The organism is Halomonas cerina, assembly GCF_014192215.1.
Taxonomy (GTDB): Bacteria; Pseudomonadota; Gammaproteobacteria; order Pseudomonadales; family Halomonadaceae; genus Halomonas; species Halomonas cerina.
Map to the genome: position 1 here is coordinate 195,791 of NZ_JACHXP010000005.1, position 18,173 is coordinate 213,963.

The window sequence follows — 18,173 nt, forward strand, 5'->3', positions numbered from 1 at the left end:
CGCAATGCCCATCGTTCGCCTGCACAGGGAGCCGCCCATGACCGTGATGACCGCCGCCGCGATCGAGGACTTTCTCGACGAGGTCTTTCCCCAGCGCACGGGCACCATCGAGGGCGTCGGCGCGATGCGCGCCACCATGAGCCTGGCCATCGAGGACGAGCACCTGCGCCCTGGCGACAGCGTCTCCGGCCCCACCCTGATGGGGCTGGCCGATGTCTGCCTCTACGTGGCGATCCTGGCCCAGGTCGGCCCCGAGCCCATGGCCGTGACCAGCGACCTGCACTGCCGCTTCCTGCGCCGTCCGCGGGGCGATCGCGACGTCATCGCCAATGCCCGGATCCTCAAGCTGGGTCGCCGCCTGGCGGTGGGCGAGGTGCAGCTCTTCTCGGCCGGCGACGAGGAGCCGGTGGCGCTGGTGACGGCGACCTATGTCCTGCCGGATCGCGACTGAGCCGGTGCCCGGCGTGTTGCCGAATCAAGGCGGGTGCTCGTCGCGCGCGCGCAACACGCTAGCGCCGAGCACCAGCCAGCCGGCGATCAGCAGCAGCCCGCCGACCGGGGTGACCAGGACCAGGCCGCGCAGGCCGGTAAGCGCCAAGGCATACAGCGAGCCCGAAAAGAGCCCGATCCCGGCCAGCCACAGTCCCAGGGCCAGCCGCTGGCCGGCCAGGGGCATCGTGGCCCGCCAGGCCAGCACGGCGAGCAGCGCCAGGGTGTGCCAGGCCTGGTAGCGTACCCCGGTCTCGAAGGCGGCCAGCAGCCGCGGCGTCAGCCGGTCGGTCAGGGCATGCGCGCCGAAAGCACCGGCCAACACCATCAGGGCGCCGGAGAGGGCCGCCGCCAGCCACCAAGGTCTGTCCCGCATCCTGTCATTGCCTCTCGGATCGATGTCGCGGATACCGTACCCGGCAGGGCCGCGAGACGCTACAATATGGCCCCGTGAAACGCAGCCCACGATGCAGGGAGAATGCCATGCAGATCCAGCTCAATGGCGAGGCCCGTACCCTGGAGGCCGAGGCCTCCGTGGCCCAACTGGTCGAGTCCCTGGGGCTCACCGGCCGGCGTATCGCCGTGGAGGTCAATGAGGAGATCGTCCCCAGGAGCGTTCATGGAGAGACGCGCCTGACCGATGGCGACCGGGTGGAGATCGTCCACGCCATCGGCGGGGGCTGAGCCATCCCCCCGCCCGCGAACCCGTTTGTACAGGAGCATGACACCCATGACCGACTTCTTCCAGGACGCCCCGTTGCGCATCGCCGGGCGTGAGTTCGCCTCCCGCCTGCTGGTGGGCACCGGCAAGTATCGCGATCTCGACGAGACCTCTGATGCCATCGTCGCCAGCGGCGCCGAGGTGGTGACCTTCGCCGTGCGGCGCACCAATATTGGCCAGGAGACTGGCGCCCCGAACCTGCTCGACGTGGTGCCGCCGGACCGCTACACCCTGCTGCCCAACACCGCCGGTTGCTACACGGCTCAGGACGCGGTGCGCACCTGTCGGCTGGCCCGGGAGCTGCTCGACGGCCACCATCTGGTCAAGCTCGAGGTGCTGGGGGATGACACCACCCTCTACCCCAACGTGGTGGAGACATTGGCCGCGGCCGAGACGCTGGTCAACGACGGCTTCGACGTCATGGTCTACACCAGCGACGATCCCATCGTCGCCCGAGAGCTGGAGCGGATCGGCTGCTGTGCGGTGATGCCGCTGGGCTCGCTGATCGGCTCGGGCCACGGCCTTCAGAACCCCTACAACCTGCGTCTGATCATCGAGCAGGCCGGCGTGCCGGTGCTGGTGGATGCCGGCATCGGTACCGCCTCGGAGGCGGCCCTGGCCATGGAGCTGGGCTGCGACGGGGTGCTGATGAACTCCGCCATCGCCCATGCCCGCCAGCCGGTGCTGATGGCCAGCGCCATGCGCAAGGCGGTGGAGGCCGGCCGCGAGGCCTGCCTGGCCGGGCGTATGCCGCGCCGTCAGAGCGCCGCCCCGTCCTCGCCCTTCGCCGGCCGTATCAACGCCTGACGCCACCACTCTCCTACCTCCGCCACGAGACCCGATCCTGCGCATGAACGACCCGTACCACGACGAGACTCCCTCGACCACCGGTCCCGAGCATCCCGACGCCCCGCTGCACCGCCGCGGCATCAAGAGCTATGTGCTGCGGGCCGGGCGAATGACGGCGGCCCAGACCCGCGGCCTGGAGGAGGTCTGGCCACGCCTGGGCCTGACGCTCGCCGATGGCCGCCAGGATCTCGATAGCCTATTCGGCCGCCAGGCGCCCCGGGTGGTGGAAGTCGGCTTCGGCATGGGGGCCTCGTTGATCGAGCAGGCCGAGACCCATCCCGACACCGACTTCATCGGCATCGAGGTGCATGCCCCCGGGGTCGGCAAGCTGCTCGACGAGGCCGACAAGCGGGGCCTGACCAACCTGCGGGTCTATCGCGAGGATGCCCTGGCGGTGCTTGAGCGCTGCCTGCCCGAGGCCAGCCTCGACACCCTGCAATTGTTCTTCCCCGATCCCTGGCCGAAGAAGAAGCACCACAAGCGACGTATCGTCCAGCCGGCTTTCGTTGCGCTGGTGCGCACCCGGCTCAAGCTCGGCGGTACCCTGCACATGGCCACCGACTGGAAAGCCTATGCCGAGTGGATGGCCGAGGTGATGGAAGCCGCCCCGGGCTTCGTCAACACTGCCACGCCCGACACGGCGCCCTATGTGCCGCGTCCCGCCTTCCGTCCGTTGACCAAGTTCGAGGCTCGTGGCGAGAAGCTTGGTCACGGCGTCTGGGACTTGATCTACCGCCGCGTCGACTGATCACGGCTCGCCGCACCGTTGCCGCCCTCTGTGACCGGCTCACCGGGGGCGGCATGCATGCGTTCAGGGGTGAGACAAAAAAAGAGCGCCGCCCGGATGGGGCGGCGCAAGGACCGTGACTAGCAATGAGAGGAGAAACCCGACAGGCACTGGCAGGCAACCTGTCCGGCATGGCGCCTCATCAACGCCATGTACGCAGCGTAAATCATTCTCATTAATGGCGTCAACGCAAACGAGAAACTTTTTTGTTCATCAGCCGGCTAGCCGTAGCCAGAGCGGCAGGGTGGCCATGGCGAGCAAGGTCTGGCCGGTGATCAGAGCGGCCATGAGCTCGGCATCGCCGCCCAGCTGGCGGGCCAAGATATAGGCCGAGGTGGCGGTGGGCAGGGCAGCGAACAGCAGCGCTACGTCGCGGCTCACGGGATCAAGGCCGGCCATCTGGGCCAGGGTCAGCACCACCACGGGCATCAGCGCCAGCTTGACCAGGTTGGCGACCCAGATGCCCCGGTCGCGGCGCAGCAAGGCATGGGGACGCAGGGCGACGCCCACCGCGACCAAGCCTAGAGGCAGCGCCGCGCGACCGAGCAGGGCCACCGTGTCCTGGCTCCAGCCAGGCAGGCCGATGCCGGAGAGGTTCAGGCCGATGCCGGCCAGGCAGGCCAGAATCAGCGGGTTGCGCGCCAGGGCGGCGAGGCTGGCACTCAGGCTGGCCTGGCCCAGGGTGCCGGCGGCGATGAAGGTCGACACGCACAGCACGTTGATCACCGGCACCATCAACGCCACGGCCACCGCGGCCACCGTAGCCCCGGTGCTGCCGTGGAGGGCCGCGGCCCCGGCCACGCCCACGTAGGTGTTGAAGCGCAGCCCGCCCTGGAACACCGAGGTGAAGGCCGGTGCGGCGAGTCCCAGGTGCCGACGCAGGCTCCAGAGCAGCAGGCCGAGCACGCCGATGGCACCGAGCAGGACCAGAGCCAGTCGGCCCACCGGGACCTGGTGGATATCGGCCTCGGCCAGGGTAGCCACCAGCATGGCGGGAAACAGCAGGAAGTAGATCAGCCGCTCCATGCGCGGCCAGAAATCGCCGCCGGGCTGCCGCAGGCGGGCCAGTACCGCCCCCAGCAGGATCAGCAGGAACAGCGGGCCCAGGCCCTGTGCCACGTCGTCCATGACGCCTCCGCGCGACTCGAGCCTGCGACATCCGTGCACACGGCGCCCCGGGCAAATACTGATAAGATGATGCCTATTCTGCCACCGATGGAGGCGCTGCTGCACCGTCATGTCCCCTTCCCGCCACTCCGAGGGCGCCGGCTCGCGGCCGCCATTGCTGCGCCTGCTGATCGTCACGACCCTGCTGACCCTGAGCGTGGCACTGTGGTACTTGGTGCGTCAGTCGCTGGACGGTGACGACGTCCAGTGGACGCCGCCGTCGACGCCCTGCGACCTGCAGGCCGGGCCCTGCCGCACCGCGCTGGGGGACGGCCGCACGCTCACTCTGGACCTCGCCGGCGAAGGGCCCATCCAGGCCCTGACGGTGCTGCCCCTGGAGGTGCGCGTGACGGGGGTGCCGGCCGAGGCCGCGGTGGTGACCTTCGTCGGCCACGACATGGACATGGGGCTCTACCGCTTTCCTCTCGAGGCGGCCGGTGACGGCGTCTTCCACGGCGAGGGCCAGGTCGCGCTGTGCACCGAGGCGGTCATGCCCTGGCGAGCGAAGGTCGCGGTAGACACGCCCCGGGGGCACCTGGGAAGCTGGTTCGACTTCGAGGTAACGAGGAGCACACCATGACGCGGCGATGGCGAATCGGGATGGGGCTCGGAGCCGCCCTGTTGGCGGTGGCCGGCCTATGGGCCTATCAGCAACAGGCGGGCCACGACGGGGGCCTGCCTGCTGGCGGGCCTATCGAGCTGCCCTCGACCCAGGGCGATTTCTCCCTCGCCCAGCTGGACGACGACCAGCTGGCGGTGGTCGTCTTCGGCTACACCTGGTGTCCGGACGTCTGCCCCATGAGCCTGGCCGTGGTGCGTCAGGTGCGCCAGGGGATGCCGCCCGAGTGGCGCGACCGGGTCGTGCCGCTGATGATCTCCCTGGATCCCGAGCGTGACACCCTGGCCCGACTGGAAGAGTACCTGGCCTTCTTCGGCGAGGACTTCATCGGCGCCACCGGCAGTCAGGAGCGGCTCGAGGAGATCGCCGAACGCTACGGTGTGGTATGGCGCAAGGTCGAGACGCCGGAGTCGGCCATGGACTACACCATCGACCACAGCGCCTCGCTGTATTTGGTGGACCGCGACGGCGTGATCCACCGTCGGGTGCTGCATTCCCCGACCCCGGGACCGCTCGAGGCGGCCCTCGACGCGGAGCTCGGCGAGGGCTGATCGGCCCCGGTGTCAATCGACGTCGGGCGCGGCCTGCAGCCGATCGATCATGCCCATCAGCGCCGCGACCTGGCTGCCCCGGCGGGAGTCGTGCAGGGGGTCGAGCTGCCAGGTGCTCTCGCCATAGCCCCACCAGTCCCAGCAGGCCTTGGGATTGGCGAGGCTCGTCTCCACTTGGGGGTAGAGCACCACGCGCCGGTCGGCGGCGGCCCAGTCGTTCAGGCCGCTGTAGCGCACGAAGGTCGTGTCGCCCTCCGCGGCGCTCATCTGGCAGCCGTGCAGGGCCACGGTCAGCTTGCAGCCGCCGGTCTCGCAGCCGGCGGGAATGAACAGATAGCCGGCATCGGCGAGCCCCCGGGCATCGAAGTCCGATTGGTCGAAGCGCACCAGCCGGCCACCTGCGGCATCCCGGTCATCGGATGACGGCGCACCATGCAGCCAGGTCAGCGCCTCGGCGGCGATAGCCGGGGCGCACGCCAGCAGGTGGCTACCGCCGCCTTCGCCACAACTCGCCAGGGCGTTCGCCGGGATGTCGCTCTCGGCGCCGACCGGCCAGCCATGGGCCGCACCCTCGCCCTTCTGGTAGCGCAGCTGCGTCTGTGGGTCGGCCAGCCAGCCCGCGAACTGGTCGACCAGGGCGTCGCCCAAGGAGGGCGCCACGGTCTGGTCGGCCTCACCGTGCCAGACGAAGACACGCAATCCGGCCAGGTCCTCGGGGGCGCCGACCAGATTGCGCGACAGGTAGTCCCGGTAACGGACCTGTATGGCCTCGAGGTCGGGAGGACCGAGGCGGGTGAACATGCACTGGCCTAGGGCTCGGCCGAGTTCGCCCCGGGCACAGGCCCAGGGCCCGGCTGCCACCACGCCGAGGCCGGCGAAGCGGGCCGGCCAGGCCACGGCGAGCTGGGTCGCCATGTAACCCCCCGAGGAGACTCCGATCACGCTGGCCTGCGTGCCTTGCAGGCCGAGCCGTGGCAAATCGGGCGGTGGCGTTTCGGCCGCCAACGACGAGGCGGCCAGCCCCAGGAGCAGGCTGGCCGCCAGGCAAAGTGTCATGGCCTTCATCGATGGGGGATCACTGGGTCTCGACGTCAAGCAGCTCGACCTTGAAGATCAGCGTCTCATGGGGGCCGATCGGTCCCTGGCCCTGAGCCCCATAGGCCAGATCGGCAGGAATCACTACCTCCCAGGTGTCGCCGACGCTCATCAACTGCAGAGCTTCCTGCCAGCCCTCGATGACCTGATCCACCTGGAAGCTCACCGGCTCACCCCGCTCGTAGGAACTATCGAAGACGCTGCCATCGATCAGCCGGCCCTCATAGTGCACCTGGACGGTATCGTCGGCACTGGGGGTGGCCCCATCGCCGGATGCCAGCTCCCGATACTGCAGCCCGGAATCGGTGACGGTCACCCCCTCCTGCTCGGCGTTCTCGGCCAGGTAGGCCTCGCCCTCGGCCCGATTGGCCTCGGCCTGCTGCTTGGCCTCTTCGGCACGGGCGGCCATGGCCTCCTGCTGGAAAGCGGTCAGGGTATTGGCCATCTCCTCGTCGCTCATGGCGAGCTCATCGCCCGCGAAGACATCACGGATGGCCTGGGTGAAAGCATCGATGTCCAGGTTCTCGACATCCTGCTGGATGCTCTGTCCCAGGGTCACACCGAGGCTATAGCCGAGACGCTCCTCGTCGGTTTCCGGGGCGGCCAGTACGAGGGGGGCGGCCGTCATCAGGGCCACCAGCGAGGCGGAAGTCAGCAGTCGCTTCATGAAAAGACCTTGTGTCATGGCGTCTTGGCGCCATCGGATGAATGGAGTTCCTGTGACTCTAACAGGGCCGGGCCGGTTCCGCACCCGCATGGCGGAGACGGCACCGGCCCGGTATCGAGGGGCCTGGACGTGGCCGGTGAAGGGCGGGGCTCAGACCACCAGGGTCGGACAGTGGGCGGAGCCGGACACCCGCTGAGCCACGCTGCCGAGCAGCAGGCCCGGTTCGCCGCTGGTGCCCTGGGCGCCGATCACGATCAGGTCGCACTCGCGCTTGCGGGCGAAGCGCACTATGGTGCGTGACGGCCGTCCCCCCTTGACGAAGGCGCGTACCTTCTCGGCAGGCACGCCGCGCTCCACCGCCTGGGACTTGGCATGCACGGCGATCTCGGTGGCGTATTCCTTGAGAGCGTCGTCGGGCAGCTCCAGCTTCTCGGGCCGCACCATGGAGAGCGAGGCCTCGAGCAGGCTGTGATGCTTGAACACACAGAGGATGTAGAGCTCGGCCCCGGTGAGCAGCTGCAGGCCCACCGCCTTGTCCAGCGCCTTCAGTGCACCCTTGGAGCCGTCCACCGGAACCAGTATGCGATTGAACATCGTACTCGTACTCCTTTCGCCGGGGCGCGACACTTACCGGAAGGCCAGGTCACGCAGGAACAGGGCGATCTGCGGAAACATGATCAACAGCGCCGCCGCCAGGATCAGGATGAACACGAAGGGCGGCGTGCCCTTGATCACGTCCCAGTAGGGGCGCTTGAAGATGGCGATGGCGGTGAAGATGTCACAACCGAAGGGCGGCGTCGCCGAGCCGATGGCCACCTGCAGGGTGATCAGGATGCCCACCAGCACCGGGTCCAGGCCGGTGGCCTCGATGGCCGGGGTGAAGATCGGCGTCAGCACCAAGATCACCACGATGGGGTCGACGAACATGCAGGCCACGAAGAAGGCGATGCAGATGGCGATCAGCACGCCGGTAGGCCCGGCCTCGTTGATGCCCGCCGCCGCCAGCAGCTCCTGGGGGATCTGGGCGAAGGAAATGATCCAGGAGAAGCCGTTGCCCACGCCCACCAGGATGAACACCACGGCGGTGATCAGGCCCGTGGACTTGGCGATGGCATAGATGTGGTGCAGCTTGAGCGAGCGGAAGACCACGAACTCGAGAAAGACCGCATAGAGCACACAGGCCGCCGCCGCCTCGGTGGGGCTGAAGATCCCGCCGTAGATGCCGCCGACGATGATCACCGGGAAACCCAGCGGCCACAGCGCCTGGCGCACCGCGACCGCCCTGTCCCGCCAGGTGGACTTCGGCTCGGTCGGCACGTTCTTGATCACCGCATAGAGGATACAGTAGGTGGAAAACATCAGCAGGATCAGCAAGCCCGGCCCGATGCCGGCGATGAACAGCTCGGCGATCGAGGTGCCGGAGATGACCCCGTAGATGATCATGCCGATGCTCGGCGGAATCAAAAAGGCGATGTCGCTGGCGTTGATGATCAGCGCCAGCGTGAAGGAGTCCGAGTAGCCGGCCTTGAGCAGCTTGGGACGCAGCGGCGAGCCCACGGCGACCACCGTGGCCTGGGTCGAACCGGAGACGGCGCCGAACAGGGTACAGGAAGCCGCGGTGCTCACCGCCAGGCCGCCCTTCACATGGCCGATGAAGGACATCACCATATTGATCAGCCGTTCGGCTGATTGTCCCCGCGTCATGATGTCGGCGGCGAGAATAAACATGGGCACCGCGATCAGCGAAGCGGGCCGGATGCCGGCCACAATCTGCTGAAACAGGGTGTCCATCTGCCCCATGCCATTGAACATCATGTAAAAACCGATGACCGCCGCGGTGATGAGCGGAACCATCATGGGAAAGCCCAGCAGCAGCAGGCCGATCATGGTGACTACCATTATTGTCGTCATCGTGCGTTCCCCCGGGCAGGTTGCCCTGCGTCAGACTTCCGTTTCCGTATCCTTGTAGCCGTCGATCACCGCCGTCGACAGCCAGACGTCACGAGACGTTATGTTCTTGATGGCCGTCAGCAGGTACTGGATGCCGGTGATCAAAAAACCCAGCGGGGCCCAGACATAGATCACCCAGATCGGGAACCCCAGGGCGGGCAGGATCCTGCCGCGGTCATAGAGGTCGATGATGTAGACGATCGAGTAGTAGAGCAGGAAGAACATCACCAGCGAGGTAAACAGCGAGATGATGATCATCAGCACCTTGCGCCCGCCCACCGGCAAGGCATCATAGATGGCCGACATGCGGATATGGCGGCCGTGGCGTGCCGCATAGCCGATGCCAGCGAAGGTGATCATGATGATCAGGATGCGGTTGATCTCGCCACTGAAGAAGATGCTCTCCCCCAGCACGAAGCGCCCGATGACGTTGGCGATGGTGTTGACCGCCATCAGTAGCACGCCCATGGCCAGGATCACCGCCTCGAGCTTGCTGATAAAGGTGTCGATCACCCCCAGGAATCCCGGCAGGCCGGATCGGTAGTCCTTTTCGGCTTCTTCGTCGTCGGTCATGGCCGTACTCCTTTCGCATGCAGGGCGGGAAGATGCTCCCTCAGTGAGCAGGGTAACGGCAAAGCCTCTCTTGCCGTGCTGCCTGCCTCAACGTTGGGTGGACGCAGTGTCAGGGGCCGGAAACACCGGAGGGGCAGCCATGGCTGCCCCTCCCCGGGTTAGGATTGTCGGCGCGATCAGCCTTCCTGCTGTTCTTGCTGGCCTTCCTCACCCTGCTGTACCGCCTCCATGTCGGCCTTGAACTGTTCGAGCAGCTCGGCGCCGGTCTCACCGGTCATCTCGAGGTAGGCCTCCTCGACCTGGGGCGCCCTCTCCTTGAAGGCGGCGATTTGCTCTTCGTTCAAGCGAGTGACCGTACACTCGTCGCAGGCTTCCTTGATCTTGGCCAGTGACTCGTCGGCCAGGCCTTTGATGTGCTCGATGGTGTGGTCATAGGCCGCGTCGGTGGCATCCTGCACCAGCGTCTGGTCCTCCTCGGAGAGCCCTTCGTAGAAGTCCAGGTTGGCCATCATGGCGGTGGTGAACCAGCCATGCGAGGTGAAGGTCAGGTGCGGGGAAACCTCGTAGAGCTTGCCGGACTCGATCCAGAAGATCGGGTTCTCCTGACCGTCGAGGATGCCGGTCTGCAGGCCGCCGTAGACCTCGCCCCAAGGTAGCGGGGTCGGGGTGGCGCCGAAGGCGTTGTAGGTCTCGGAGAGCAGCGGATTGGTCATCACGCGGATCTTCTTGTTGTCGAAGTCCGCCGGCGAGGTGATCGGCTCGTCGGCGGTGACCACCATCTCGCCTTCCGGGTACATCTGCAGCAGTTTCAGCCCGTGCTCGGCGTAGATCTCCGGGAACATCTCGTTGATGGCCTTGCTCTCGTCGAAGAACTCGAGCACGTCCTCCATGTCGGTGGGCATCAGGTAGGGGATGAAGAAGATCTGCGCCGAGGGGATCAGCGAGCCGGTGAAGCCGGGCGACTGATTGACGAACTGCAGGATGCCGCTCAGGGTCTGCTCCATGATGTCGTCGGACTCGCCCAGTTCACCGAAACGATAGACCTGGACACTATGGTCGGAATTCTCCTCGACGTAGCGCTTGAACTCCTGGGCGAAGACGTCCTGAACGTCGCCTTCATATTCCTCGTGAGCATAGCGCCAGTTGTCGGAAAGGGCCGCGGAGGACATGCCCAGCATCAGAGCGCCGATACCGGCGGTGGTCAGCAGCTTAGGTGACGTCATTCTTGTGATTCCTCTGCAGGTTAGGCGTCGGTCATGGGCACTGCCCTCACCGGACGGCCGATGAACATCAACGTTTCATGATTAACTTCAGGCTAGCGTGGGCCCCATGGGGGGTCAAGCTGGCGTTTCAGTGCTTGCAGGGCGATAACGTGCGAATTTTTCTTCATTTGCAGCCGCGAGACGAGATGGTTTTCCAGACCGGGAGGCGGGTCCGGCAGTCGGGTCAGGGAGGTCGAGGCGAGGCTCAGGGCCTCCAGGCGTGATAGGGCCTCACGCTCGGCGAGCAGTTCCACTTGCTGGAGTTGACAGCGCAGTTCGGCAACCGGTTCACTCTGCCGGGCCTGAGGCTTGAGGTGGCGACGCAGCTCGCGCAGCGGGACGGTGACGCTGGCCTGCCAGTGGCGTACCTCGCCGGGGTCTATTGCCACGTCCAGGCCGTGACGATAGAGCCAGCAGCGCCACAGCAATTCGCAGACATCCACGCCGGCCTGGTCCTGAAGCGTCAGGCACGCGGTTTCGACGCCTTCCCGGCCGTAGAAGGCCAGCGCGAAGTCCCACAGTGGCTCGGCCGCGAGACGGGCCCGCAGAGGGCAGGGCACTTCGGTAGAATCGTCACTCATGTTCCGGCTGTCTCCCGTCGAGGCGGCAGCCTCACGCACTGCCGAGTGGAGCCAGCATGATCGCACTGCGCCAAGTTTCCCTGCAACGCGGCACCCAAGCCCTGTTCGAGGGTGCCGATCTGACCCTACATGCCGGCCACAAGGCGGGCATCGTCGGTCCCAATGGGGCCGGCAAGTCGAGCCTGTTCGGCCTGCTGCTGGGCGAGTTCGCTCCCGACCGTGGCGAACTGGAGATAAGCGGTGGCCAGCGCATCGCCCACATGGCCCAGGAGGTGGCCGCGCTGGACCGCTCGATCCTCGACTATGTGCTCGACGGCGACCGCGAGCTGCGTGCCACCGAGGCGGCCCTGGCCGCGGCTCGGGCACGGGACGAGGCGCACCGGGAGGCGGAGTTGCATGGCGCCATCGAGGCGCTGGACGGCTACAGCGCACCGGCCCGGGCGGCGCAGTTGCTGGTGGGGCTGGGATTCGAGCAGGCCGATCTCGAGCGGCCGCTGTCGGCCTTCTCGGGGGGCTGGCGCATGCGGGTCAACCTGGCCCGCACGCTGTTTATGCCCTCGGATGTGCTGCTGCTGGACGAGCCGACCAACCACCTCGACCTGGATGCCTTGCTGTGGCTGGAGCAGTGGCTGACCCGTTACCCGGGGACTTTGCTGTTGATCTCCCACGACCGGGATTTCCTCGATGCGGTCTGCGACCATATCGTGCACTTCGACTGCCGCGATCTGGTGCTCTATCGCGGCAACTACTCCACCTTCGAACGCACCCGGGCCGAGAAGCTGGCCCTGCAGCAGGCCGAGGCCGCCAAGCAGCAGGCCCGCAAGGCGGAGATCGAGCGCTTCGTGGCCCGTTTCCGGGCCAAGGCCACCAAGGCGCGGGCGGCCCAGAGCCGGCTGAAGATGCTCGAGCGGATGGGTGACATCGCCGTGGCCCATGCCGACTCGCCGTTTCATTTCAGCATCCCCGCCGCCGACAAGACCTCCCATCCGCTGCTGGTCCTCGACGAGGCGCGGCTTGGTTACCGCGACGCGGCCGGCCACGAGACGGTCCAGCTCGATGACGTCAGGCTGGCCCTCCAGCCGGGGCAGCGCATCGGCCTGCTCGGCCCCAACGGGGCGGGCAAGTCGACCCTGATCAAGTCGCTGACCGGTGAGCTGCCGCTGTTGGCCGGCCGACGGGTGCCCGGTGAGCACCTGGCCATCGGCTACTTCGCTCAGCACCAGCTCGAGGGCCTGGACCTCTCGGCCACCCCCTTCATGCATGTGCAGCGGCTCTCGCCCACCGCCGCGGATTTGACCATCCGCAGCTTCCTGGGCGGCTTCGGCTTCCAGGGCGACGATGCCTTCGCCGACGTGGGCCGCTTCTCCGGCGGTGAGAAGGCGCGTCTGGCATTGGCGCTGGTCGCCTGGCGCCAGCCCAATTTGCTGCTGCTGGACGAGCCGACCAACCACCTGGATCTGGAGATGCGCGAGGCGCTGACCGAGGCGCTGGCTGGCTTCGAAGGCACGGTGATCGTGGTCTCCCACGATCGTCACCTGCTGCGGGCCACGGTGGACGAGTTCTGGCGGGTGGCCGACCACCGCGTCACGCCCTTCGACGGCGACCTAGAGGATTATCGCGCCTGGCTGAAGACACGCCTCGAGGGAGAGCGCCGTGAGGCTCGGGCCGACAAGGCCGAGCGCCAGGCGGAGAGCATCGCCCCGAAGGGGGATCGCAAGGCGGCCCGGCGCGCGGCGGCGGAACGGCGCGAGCAGCTGCGTCCGCTGAAGCAGCAGCGAGATCGCGCCGAGCGGGCCATGGAGAAGGTGCAGGCCGAGCTCGGCGTCGTGGAAGATGCGCTGGCCGATGCCGCGCTCTATACCGACGCGAATCGCAAGGACGAGCTCACCGAGCAGCTGGCCCGCCAGGGCGAGCTCAAGTCGCGGCTGGAGGACTTGGAACAGGCCTGGCTGGAAGCCGAGGAAGCCCTGGAAAGCGCCGAGCGCCAAGCTTAAAGCACCCAGCCGCTCCGTGACGGGCGGTCGGTTCCGATTAATCTTGCCGCCACTTGCTCGACATCGCCGACGCTGAGGGCATCATCCTGGGGCGCTGGGCGCTGGGCGCTGGGCGCTGGGCGCTGGGCGCTGGGCGCTGGGCGCTGGGCGCTGGGCGCTGGGCGCTGGGCGCTGGGCGCTTTCAGCTTTCCAGCAGAAAGGTCACCGGCCCGTCGTTGACCAGTGACACCTGCATGTTGGCGGCGAACTCTCCGCTCGCTACCCGGGGCCAGGCTGCCCGGGCCCGGTCGAGCAGGTAGTGGAAGAGGCGCTCCCCCGCCTCGGGTGGGGCGGCGCAGGAGAAGCTCGGGCGCAGTCCCTTGCGGGTGTCGGCGGCCAGGGTGAACTGCGAGACCAGCAGCAGGCCGCCGTCGACCTGCTGCAGGTTCCGGTTCATTTTTCCCTGGTCGTCGCCGAATACTCGGTAGTGCAGCAGCTTGTGCAGCAGCTTGTCGGCCGCCGCCTCGTCATCGCCCTGCTCCACGCCGACCAGGGCCAGCAGGCCCCGGTCGATGGCGCCCACCTCACGACCCTCCACCTCTACGCTGGCATGGTTCACGCGCTGGATCAGGGCCTTCATCGGCTATTTCCTCCTACTCTCTTGGGGGCGTCAAGGCTAGCATGGCGGCGCCTTACCGACCCAGCAGGGCCTCCCGGAAGCCTTCTCCGAGCGGGGCCTCCCCCAGCCAGATGCCGAACAGGGCGTTGGCCAGCGCGAGGTTGTTCCCTTCGAAGAGTGTCTCGCCGTTCAGCGACAGGACCAGGCGCTCGCCGGTCCAGCCCAGCACATAGCGGTCCCCCGGCCCGACGTCCTGGTAGGCCCGGTTAAAGGCGGTCAGCGCCGGCAGCAGGCGACGGAAGGTCGCGTCATCGAGCTGGTCGCGCAGGGTGTCGCGGGTTATCTCGGCGAAGTCCCCTGCCTCGATGGCATGGAAGTATTCGAGCGCGAGCCGGCGCGGCACGTCGGCCTGCGGCGCCGGCCGGGGGAAGCCTTCGGCCTGGTAGTAGGCACCGGCGTAGGCATCCCAGAGCAGGTAGCGGAATAGGCCATGGCCGATCAGCCGGTACGTTTGGCCATGGGCCTCCAGGCGCGTGTCGAAGCTTACTCCCTTCACTTCCACGCTGGCCAAGGCGCCTGCCGGGGGGATGGCCAGAAGGAGCATGGCCAGCAAGGGGGCGAAGGCGTTACGAGCTGCTATCACGGGAACCTCCTCATCACGGATACGGCTCCCGTACTGACAGTCTTATTTTGTAAAGGTTCTGTATAAAAATCTACCAGGCCCGGCAGAGCATGATGTCGCAGTGAGGCTCGGCAAGCAGACGGCTGGTGATCTGGCTGTGGTGCCCCAACTGGCCGCGGCTGCCCAGCGCCAGCAGATCGGGTGGCTGACGGCGCAGGTGGCTCAGCAGCACCTCCAGTGGCTCGCCCTGTTCCAGGACCAGCTCCAGCTCCGGCACCTGATCGAGCTCGCCCATCAGCTGCTCGGTCTCGCGGTCGAGTTGGGTGCGTAGCCGGGCGACCTCGCGGTCGCGCCAGCGGATGTAGTCGCTGTCGGACCCCAGCTCCCGTTCGCCGGGGATGTCCCAGGCGTGCAGCAGGGTCAGGCGTCCCTCGGGGAAGCGCTTCAGGGTCTCGCGCAGGGTATGGCGGGAGGTCAGCGAGAAGTCCACGGGCACCAGAATCTCCTCCCATTCCCGGCTGGCGGGCTGGCTGACCGAGAGTACCGGACAGGGGGCGCTGCGCAGCACCCGGGCCAGGGTCGTACCGCTGACCAGGTCCGGCTGGCCACGCTTGCGATGGGCACCGAGCACGATCATGTCGGCCTCGCGCTCGTGGGCTTCGCGGATGATCTCGGCATAGGGGGCGCCCGTCACCGTCTGGATCAGGCTGGCGGGCTCCGGCAGGGCGTAGTCCTCCCGCAGGTCGGCCAGGGTGGCGCCGATGTCCGCGACCACGGCCTCCTCCAGGTCGTGCAGCACCCGCCGGGGCAGGTAGGGGTCGAGCACATGGATCACATCGAGGCGGGCGCCGGAGTCCACGGCCAGGCGGATGGCCCGGGCAAAGGCCGCGCGATTCTCGGCGGAGAGGTCACAGGCGAACAGCAGGGTCCGGGTCATGGCACATCCCTCGTCAGGCCAAGGGTGGGACTCTCAGGATGGGTGGGGCTAGCGAACCCTGCAAGCGACGGCGGCTACCACCAGGCGTGAAAGTGGTGGACCGGTCCCTGGCCCTGTCCCACATCGAGCCGGTAGCTCTGGGCCAGTGCCTGCTCCAGCCAGGCCTTGGCCCGGGCGACGGCGTCGGGCAGGTCATCGCCCCGGGCCAGTCGGGCGGTGATGGCCGAGGAAAGGGAACAGCCCGTGCCGTGCAGGTTGCGGGTGGCTACCCGCCGACCCTCGAGCCAGTGATGCCCGGCGGCATCGATCAGCAGGTCGGGGCAGCTTTCGCCGTGCAGGTGGCCGCCCTTGAGCAGCACGGCCCCCGCCCCCAGCTGCATGAGGGCCGGAGCCATGGCCGCCATCGCGTCGCGTCGGGTCGGCGTGGTGCTTCCCAGCAGCACGGCCGCCTCCGGGAGGTTGGGGGTGATCAGGTCGGCCAGCGGTACCAGGACCTCGCGCACGGCGGCGATGCCGGCGGTATCGACCAGGATGTCACCGCTCTTGGCGACCATCACGGGGTCCAGCACGATCCAGCGGGGCCGCTGCCGGCTCAGGGCCTCGCGCACCACCTCGGCCACCTCGCGGCTGGCGACCATGCCGATCTTCACCGCATCGATGGCGATATCATCGAGCAGCGTGTCGAGCTGGGCGGCGATGAAGTCGGCCGGCACCGGATGAACCCCGGTGACGCCACGGGTATTCTGGGCAGTCAGGGCGGTGATGACGCTGGTGGCGTAGGTCCCTAGCGCCGAGAGGGCCTTGAGGTCGGCCTGGATACCGGCCCCGCCCCCCGGGTCGGAGCCGGCGATGGTGAGGGTATTGGGAATGGCATGGGGAGGTGACATGGGCAGCCTGTCCTGTGACCGTCAAACGGCCCACAGCATACTGCAGGTGGCCGGGTGTCCTCCATGCTGAGCCTGTTTGTGGTGGCGCTGGCCAGTGCCACCCTGCTGCCCGGCGGCTCCGAGGTCTGGCTGGCCCGACAGTGGTGTCTGGAGGCGTCGTGGCTGGCGTTGTGGGCCGTGGCCACCGCCGGCAACAGCCTGGGCAGCCTGATTAACGTGGCCCTGGGCCGCTATGCGCGCCACTTCCAGGGACGGCCCTGGTTTCCCGTCACTCCCGCCGGGCTGGCCCGGGGCGAGCGCTGGTACCGCCGCTTCGGCGAATGGAGCCTGCTGCTGGCCTGGGCGCCGGTGATCGGTGACCCGCTCACCGTGCTGGCCGGTATCTTCCGCCTGTCCTGGTGGCGAGCCGCGGCGCTGATCGTCGCCGCCAAGGGCGGCCGCTATGCCCTGGTGCTGCTCCTCGCCGAGGCCTGGCTGGCCCCGCTGTGCTGACCCCCGTTGGTGACCGAATCTCGGAAAAATGCCGATCATCTTCTAGGCTTGTCGATACGGAGCGGCCCGTCCGGTGGGTCGCGACGATGAGGGATCGAGGCCGGTAGCGACCCGCCCGGCCAGGGAGACGCGCGTCGAGAGGCCATTCATGGAGCACGACACCACTGCACTGGTTGCCGAGCACTGGGCGACGGGATTCTTCATCCTGGCTGTGGTCACCCTGTGTGCCGTGATGATCGGTCTCTCCATCCTGCTCGGCGGGCGCAGCCGGGGGCGTAGCAAGTCCCTACCCTTCGAGTCCGGCGTGATCGGCGCCGGCAGCGCTCGTCAGCGCTTTTCCGTCAAGTTCTATCTGGTTGCGATGCTGTTCGTGATCTTCGATCTCGAGGCCGTGTTCCTGTTCGCCTGGGCGGTGGCGGTCCGCGAGGCGGGTTGGGCGGGCCTGGCCGGTGCGGCGGTGTTCATCGTCATCCTGCTGGCCGGGCTGGTCTACGACAGCCGCGTCGGTGCCCTCGACTGGGCGCCCGGGCGCAGGACGCGTGACGAGCAAGGCTGATGCCGCGCCAGCGGCGGCTCCGCCCGGGCAGCCGTCACGTCACCATCTGCCGAATGTCGTTGGAGCTGGAGGAGTTGCATGCCCTATACCTTGACGCGTGCCGAAGACAGTGTGACAGCACAGACCCGCTACCCGCTCGGTGAGTCCCGTCGGGTCGAGGACGACCCGATGAAGCAGCAGGTCCATCGCAGCGTATTCACCGGCAAGCTGGAGGAGGTGCTCCATTCGGCCGTCAACTGGGGACGCAAGAACTCCCTGTGGCCCTACAACTTCGGCCTGTCATGCTGCTACGTGGAGATGACCACCGCCTTCACTTCGCCGCACGACATTGCCCGCTTCGGCGCCGAGGTGATCCGCGCCTCCCCGCGCCAGGCCGACTTCATGGTCATCGCCGGCACCTGCTTCATCAAGATGGCGCCGGTGATCCAGCAACTCTACGACCAGATGCTCGAGCCCAAGTGGGTGATCTCGATGGGCTCCTGCGCCAATTCCGGCGGCATGTACGACATCTACTCGGTGGTCCAGGGCGTCGACAAGTTCCTGCCGGTCGACGTCTATGTACCGGGCTGCCCGCCGCGTCCGGAAGCCTTCCTGCAGGGGTTGCAACTGTTGCAGGACGCGATCCAGGAAGAGCGACGTCCGCTGTCGTGGGTGGTCGGCGACCAGGGCGTGTACCGTGCCGAGATGCCGTCGCAACGCCAGATGCATCGCGACCGGCGCATCCAGGCCACCGAATTGCGCACCCCCGACAGCCTCTGAGATCGCGATCGTTGCCC

General features: G+C 67.4%; 23 protein-coding genes. 10 read left to right on the forward strand and 13 right to left on the reverse strand.

Features of this window, described 5'->3' with window-relative positions:
• The first annotated feature begins 37 nt into the window (after positions 1–37).
• Positions 38–451: a PaaI family thioesterase gene (locus tag FHR94_RS07075; RefSeq protein ID WP_183324924.1), complete on the forward strand. Its 414-nt coding sequence runs from the start codon at positions 38–40 to the stop codon at positions 449–451.
• Between the two features lie 24 nt (positions 452–475).
• On the opposite strand, the gene FHR94_RS07080 is transcribed toward FHR94_RS07075, so the two are convergent.
• Positions 476–865 (reverse strand): DUF423 domain-containing protein, encoded by a 390-nt coding sequence (locus FHR94_RS07080; RefSeq protein ID WP_183324925.1) that lies wholly within the window; start codon positions 863–865, stop codon positions 476–478.
• A gap of 107 nt (positions 866–972) precedes the next feature.
• Between FHR94_RS07080 and thiS the strand changes: the two genes are divergently transcribed.
• From thiS to trmB, 3 genes are read left to right on the forward strand one after another with little or no spacing between them, the layout of a single operon-like run.
• Positions 973–1,173, forward strand: coding sequence for a sulfur carrier protein ThiS (thiS, locus tag FHR94_RS07085; RefSeq protein ID WP_183324926.1), 201 nt, complete (start codon positions 973–975; stop codon positions 1,171–1,173).
• Positions 1,174–1,219: 46 nt separating this feature from the next.
• Positions 1,220–2,017, forward strand: a complete 798-nt coding sequence (locus tag FHR94_RS07090) for a thiazole synthase (protein WP_183324927.1) — start codon at positions 1,220–1,222, stop codon at positions 2,015–2,017.
• Positions 2,018–2,060: 43 nt separating this feature from the next.
• Positions 2,061–2,807, forward strand: coding sequence for a tRNA (guanosine(46)-N7)-methyltransferase TrmB (gene trmB, locus FHR94_RS07095; RefSeq protein WP_183324928.1), 747 nt, complete (start codon positions 2,061–2,063; stop codon positions 2,805–2,807).
• A gap of 252 nt (positions 2,808–3,059) precedes the next feature.
• Here trmB and FHR94_RS07100 read toward each other — a convergent pair whose 3' ends face one another.
• Positions 3,060–3,974: an AEC family transporter gene (locus tag FHR94_RS07100; RefSeq protein WP_183324929.1), complete on the reverse strand. Its 915-nt coding sequence runs from the start codon at positions 3,972–3,974 to the stop codon at positions 3,060–3,062.
• Positions 3,975–4,083: 109 nt separating this feature from the next.
• On the opposite strand from FHR94_RS07100, the gene FHR94_RS07105 reads away from it, so the two are divergent.
• Together FHR94_RS07105 and FHR94_RS07110 are read left to right on the forward strand one after the other, a co-directional pair.
• Positions 4,084–4,593: a hypothetical protein gene (locus FHR94_RS07105; protein WP_183324930.1), complete on the forward strand. Its 510-nt coding sequence runs from the start codon at positions 4,084–4,086 to the stop codon at positions 4,591–4,593.
• Positions 4,590–5,183 (forward strand): SCO family protein, encoded by a 594-nt coding sequence (locus tag FHR94_RS07110; protein WP_183324931.1) that lies wholly within the window; start codon positions 4,590–4,592, stop codon positions 5,181–5,183. The genes FHR94_RS07105 and FHR94_RS07110 overlap by 4 nt, the downstream gene beginning before the upstream one ends.
• Before the next feature lie 12 nt (positions 5,184–5,195).
• Here FHR94_RS07110 and FHR94_RS07115 read toward each other — a convergent pair whose 3' ends face one another.
• The 7 genes from FHR94_RS07115 to FHR94_RS07145 form a co-directional block, all read right to left on the reverse strand.
• Positions 5,196–6,239: an alpha/beta hydrolase family protein gene (locus FHR94_RS07115; RefSeq protein ID WP_246389853.1), complete on the reverse strand. Its 1,044-nt coding sequence runs from the start codon at positions 6,237–6,239 to the stop codon at positions 5,196–5,198.
• Between the two features lie 19 nt (positions 6,240–6,258).
• Positions 6,259–6,945 (reverse strand): BamJ family beta-barrel-assembly machinery protein, encoded by a 687-nt coding sequence (gene bamJ, locus FHR94_RS07120; protein ID WP_183324933.1) that lies wholly within the window; start codon positions 6,943–6,945, stop codon positions 6,259–6,261.
• Positions 6,946–7,095: 150 nt separating this feature from the next.
• Positions 7,096–7,539, reverse strand: a complete 444-nt coding sequence (locus FHR94_RS07125; RefSeq protein ID WP_183324934.1) for a universal stress protein — start codon at positions 7,537–7,539, stop codon at positions 7,096–7,098.
• A gap of 33 nt (positions 7,540–7,572) precedes the next feature.
• The gene (locus FHR94_RS07130; RefSeq protein WP_183324935.1) at positions 7,573–8,856 is read right to left on the reverse strand and encodes a TRAP transporter large permease; all 1,284 of its coding nucleotides are present in this window, start codon (positions 8,854–8,856) and stop codon (positions 7,573–7,575) included.
• Between the two features lie 30 nt (positions 8,857–8,886).
• Complete coding sequence (locus FHR94_RS07135) at positions 8,887–9,468, reverse strand: TRAP transporter small permease (RefSeq protein ID WP_183324936.1); 582 nt, start codon at positions 9,466–9,468, stop codon at positions 8,887–8,889.
• 176 nt (positions 9,469–9,644) lie between these two features.
• Positions 9,645–10,691, reverse strand: a complete 1,047-nt coding sequence (locus FHR94_RS07140; protein WP_183324937.1) for a TRAP transporter substrate-binding protein — start codon at positions 10,689–10,691, stop codon at positions 9,645–9,647.
• Positions 10,692–10,783: 92 nt separating this feature from the next.
• The gene (locus FHR94_RS07145) at positions 10,784–11,311 is read right to left on the reverse strand and encodes a TIGR02444 family protein (protein WP_183324938.1); all 528 of its coding nucleotides are present in this window, start codon (positions 11,309–11,311) and stop codon (positions 10,784–10,786) included.
• 56 nt (positions 11,312–11,367) lie between these two features.
• Between FHR94_RS07145 and FHR94_RS07150 the strand changes: the two genes are divergently transcribed.
• On the forward strand, positions 11,368–13,305 hold the full coding sequence (locus FHR94_RS07150; protein WP_183324939.1) for an ABC-F family ATP-binding cassette domain-containing protein: 1,938 nt from the start codon (positions 11,368–11,370) through the stop codon (positions 13,303–13,305).
• Between the two features lie 181 nt (positions 13,306–13,486).
• On the opposite strand, the gene dtd is transcribed toward FHR94_RS07150, so the two are convergent.
• The 4 genes from dtd to thiD all read right to left on the reverse strand — a co-directional run bounded on the left by dtd (position 13,487) and on the right by thiD (position 16,349).
• Complete coding sequence (dtd, locus tag FHR94_RS07155; protein WP_183324940.1) at positions 13,487–13,924, reverse strand: D-aminoacyl-tRNA deacylase; 438 nt, start codon at positions 13,922–13,924, stop codon at positions 13,487–13,489.
• Positions 13,925–13,976: 52 nt separating this feature from the next.
• Positions 13,977–14,546: a chalcone isomerase family protein gene (locus tag FHR94_RS07160; protein WP_343064641.1), complete on the reverse strand. Its 570-nt coding sequence runs from the start codon at positions 14,544–14,546 to the stop codon at positions 13,977–13,979.
• A gap of 70 nt (positions 14,547–14,616) precedes the next feature.
• The gene (locus FHR94_RS07165) at positions 14,617–15,462 is read right to left on the reverse strand and encodes a universal stress protein (protein ID WP_183324941.1); all 846 of its coding nucleotides are present in this window, start codon (positions 15,460–15,462) and stop codon (positions 14,617–14,619) included.
• 74 nt (positions 15,463–15,536) lie between these two features.
• Positions 15,537–16,349: a bifunctional hydroxymethylpyrimidine kinase/phosphomethylpyrimidine kinase gene (thiD, locus tag FHR94_RS07170; RefSeq protein ID WP_183324942.1), complete on the reverse strand. Its 813-nt coding sequence runs from the start codon at positions 16,347–16,349 to the stop codon at positions 15,537–15,539.
• A 63-nt stretch (positions 16,350–16,412) separates the two neighbouring features.
• Between thiD and FHR94_RS07175 the strand changes: the two genes are divergently transcribed.
• The 3 genes from FHR94_RS07175 to FHR94_RS07185 all read left to right on the forward strand — a co-directional run bounded on the left by FHR94_RS07175 (position 16,413) and on the right by FHR94_RS07185 (position 18,156).
• Entirely contained in the window at positions 16,413–16,841 is a 429-nt protein-coding gene (locus tag FHR94_RS07175) for a YqaA family protein (RefSeq protein ID WP_183324943.1), read from the forward strand.
• Positions 16,842–16,989: 148 nt separating this feature from the next.
• A complete protein-coding gene (ndhC, locus tag FHR94_RS07180; protein WP_183324944.1) occupies positions 16,990–17,397 on the forward strand; it encodes an NADH-quinone oxidoreductase subunit A in 408 nt (135 codons plus the stop codon).
• Between the two features lie 78 nt (positions 17,398–17,475).
• Entirely contained in the window at positions 17,476–18,156 is a 681-nt protein-coding gene (locus tag FHR94_RS07185) for an NADH-quinone oxidoreductase subunit B (RefSeq protein WP_183324945.1), read from the forward strand.
• Positions 18,157–18,173 lie beyond the last annotated feature (17 nt).